We start from the raw sequence: 2,843 nt of genomic DNA, 5'->3' as shown, positions 1-2,843 counted from the left end.
TACCCCATCAGGCAAAGAACTATGACGACATGGTTGAAAAGGTAAGAATCCTAATCGAACAGGTTAAGGAATCGAAAGAACCAGGAGGTAATGTGTTATGATCGTACTGTATGGTGTACTATTAGTGGTTGCATCGTATTTCATCGGGAATCTGGATTTTGCTTATATCGTCGTGAAGGCAGTGCGCCATGAGGATGTGCGGACTTATGGCAGCGGCAACGCAGGCACCACCAACGTCCTGCGGACCATGGGGCTGAAATACGCCATTCCCGTTTTTCTGCTGGATGCCCTGAAGGGTACGGTGTGTATCCTTGCCGCCCGGTTCCTGGTGGGGACCTTTGGGTTGAGCGACTACTTTATCGCCGCTGCCGGAATCGCCGTTATCGCTGGGCATAACTGGCCAGTGTGCTTAGGCTTCCGTGGTGGGAAGGGGACCGCTACTTCCATTGGCGTGTTCCTGGCCCTGGACCCCTTAGTGGCGGTCCTGGCCATCGTTGTAGGGCTGATCTTCCTGGCTATTTTTAAGATGGTATCCTTAACGTCTATCACGGGGATGGTGGCCCTGCCCATCGTAACCCTCATTATCCGGGGCTTTGCCTTTACGCCAGAGCTGCTGCTGGCACTCTTCCTCTGCGTTTCCACCGTCTTTCAGCACCGATCCAATATCAAGCGGATCATGGCAGGGACAGAGAGCAAAATCGGCCAGAAGGTGGATATGAATAAAAAGTAGTTTAAGTTTAGGAGGTCTTCACTTTGATGGAGACCTCTTTCTTTATTTTTTGAAGATTGTGGGAAGTGAGTAGGGTAATATATTATGATTTGGTGATATTTATGTAAACAATGAGAGTATCGGGTCAAATTGAGTCAGAATCGGGTCAATCGCGTTGACTCGATTGACCCGATTTGTTATAATATGACCAGAAAATTGAAATCAAAGGAGATGGTGTGATGCTTTTTCGGGAAAGTGAGACCATAGAACTTAAAGAGGTTGTTGTAGACGATATAAAAAAGGAAATCATTGCTTTCGCTAACTGTGATGGCGGTAAATTGTATGTTGGAGTTCAGAATAATGGCACGGTAGTTGGACTGAATGATCCTGATAACACCTCCTTGCAAATTAGCAATATGGTTAGAGACGCAATTAAACCGGATCTGACCATGTTCCTGCACTATAAAACAATAGAGGAAGATGAGAAAAGGATTGTTGTTGTAGATATTCAACGTGGAACAGATCGCCCTTACTATATTGCAAAGAAAGGAATGCGTCCAGAGGGCGTGTATGTTAGGCAGGGGTATTCCTCCGTTCCTGCCACTGACACAGCAATTCGGCGTATGATCAAGGAAACGGATGGAGACCGTTTTGAGGCTATGCGATGTTTAAATCAGGAACTTACATTTGGGGCCACCAAAAAAGAATTTGGACTTCGAAGAGTAGACTTTGGTTTACAGCAAATGCATACTTTGAAGTTGATTGATCACGATGGTCTTTATAGTAACTTGGCTCTGCTTTTATCCGATCAATGCATCCACACCATCAAGGTTGCTGTTTTTCAGGGAATGGATCAGACAATTTTTAAGGATCGCCGGGAGTTTACTGGATCGCTGATTCAGCAGATGAACGAAGTGTATGATTTTATCGACTTCCGCAATCAGACCCGTGCGACCATAGAAAAACTGCTACGAATCGATGTCAGGGACTACCCAGAAATTGCTGTCAGAGAAGCGTTGCTAAATCTTCTGGTCCATCGCGACTATTCCTTTAGTGCCAGTGCACTGATTAGTATCTATATTGACCGGATAGAGTTTGTGTCTATCGGTGGATTAATGCCGGGAATTGATTTGGAAGATGTTATGGTAGGCCTTTCTGTTTGTAGAAATCAAGATCTTGCAAATGTGTTCTACCGACTCCATTTGATTGAGGCTTACGGTACCGGAATGGGTAAGATTATGAGAGCATACGAAGGCATGGAAGAAAAACCTATCATTGAAACTACTAAGAATGCCTTTAAAATCATACTACCTAACATTAACGCAAAGTATGAAATAAAAAGTGTCTCGATACCCCCAAAAGAAGCAATAACAAATCCTGATTCAGGGAATAAACAAAAGTTAAGCGATGAAGAAGAAAGAATATTGGAATATACCCGAGCTCACGGTGCTATAACAAGAAATGATGTAATCAGACTAATGGAAGTGAGTACATCTACCGCTTCTAGACTAATCAGAAAACTGGTAAAAAGCAACCGACTAAAGCAGAATGGAAAAGCAAGAAATACCCACTACACGATTAAAAAATAGTTAAAAGACTATGTGAAACAGCCGATTGGAAAAACCAATTGAGGGGTGTTACCATCAGTGTTATACTTAGCTATATACATTGGACAGACGAAACAAAAATTCAGAACAATAAAAGGTGGTAGCCGGTGCAGACATTTTTAAATCGTTATTTTTTTCCACCCCATGTAACACCACAGAATCGGGTGTTTTCACCAGAGCATTTTATTTTATCCGGGCTGATCATCCTGGCCATTATCTTTATCATTCGGCTCCAGACAAAACGCAATGATTCGGCATTCAGCCAACGGCTTCTGTATGGCTTGGGGGCAACCATGCTGTGCCTTGAAATCTTCCGGGTGAGCTGGCTGACCACCTTCTACGGATGGGATTTACGCAACCTGCGCTTTGACTGGTGCAATCAAGTTTGTATGGTGCTGCCTTGGATCATCCTCTTTAAATGGAAGAAGGCCTATCCCTTTATCGATGTGCTCTCCATCATCGGCGGGTCCATGGTCCTTCTATATCCCCTCTGGGTATTTTACGACTATGCGGGGATCCATATCATG

At 44.0% G+C, this 2,843-nt stretch carries 3 protein-coding genes; all 3 read left to right on the top strand.

The window, feature by feature from the left end:
• Window positions 1–97 precede the first annotated feature (97 nt).
• Window positions 98–730 (top strand): glycerol-3-phosphate 1-O-acyltransferase PlsY, encoded by a 633-nt coding sequence (gene plsY / locus VB081_RS10800; RefSeq protein WP_323400821.1) that lies wholly within the window; start codon window positions 98–100, stop codon window positions 728–730.
• A gap of 218 nt (window positions 731–948) precedes the next feature.
• On the top strand, window positions 949–2,298 hold the full coding sequence (locus tag VB081_RS10795; RefSeq protein WP_090304789.1) for an RNA-binding domain-containing protein: 1,350 nt from the start codon (window positions 949–951) through the stop codon (window positions 2,296–2,298).
• A 125-nt stretch (window positions 2,299–2,423) separates the two neighbouring features.
• The coding region (locus VB081_RS10790) for a TMEM164 family acyltransferase (RefSeq protein ID WP_331676034.1) at window positions 2,424–2,843 on the top strand (420 nt) is incomplete at its 3' end.

Origin of the sequence: Christensenella sp., assembly GCF_034927525.1 — a bacterium.
In the GTDB taxonomy this organism is placed as follows: Bacteria; Bacillota; Clostridia; order Christensenellales; family Christensenellaceae; genus Christensenella.
The sequence above is the reverse complement of the archived record's forward strand: the minus strand, read 5'-3'. Positions and strand labels throughout refer to the sequence as shown.

Bases quoted from the DNA above. Each gene is read 5' to 3' on its own strand.
- plsY (WP_323400821.1), top strand. From the start codon at position 98: ATGATCGTACTGTATGGTGTACTATTAGTGGTTGCATCGTATTTCATC.
- VB081_RS10795 (WP_090304789.1), top strand. From the start codon at position 949: ATGCTTTTTCGGGAAAGTGAGACCATAGAACTTAAAGAGGTTGTTGTA.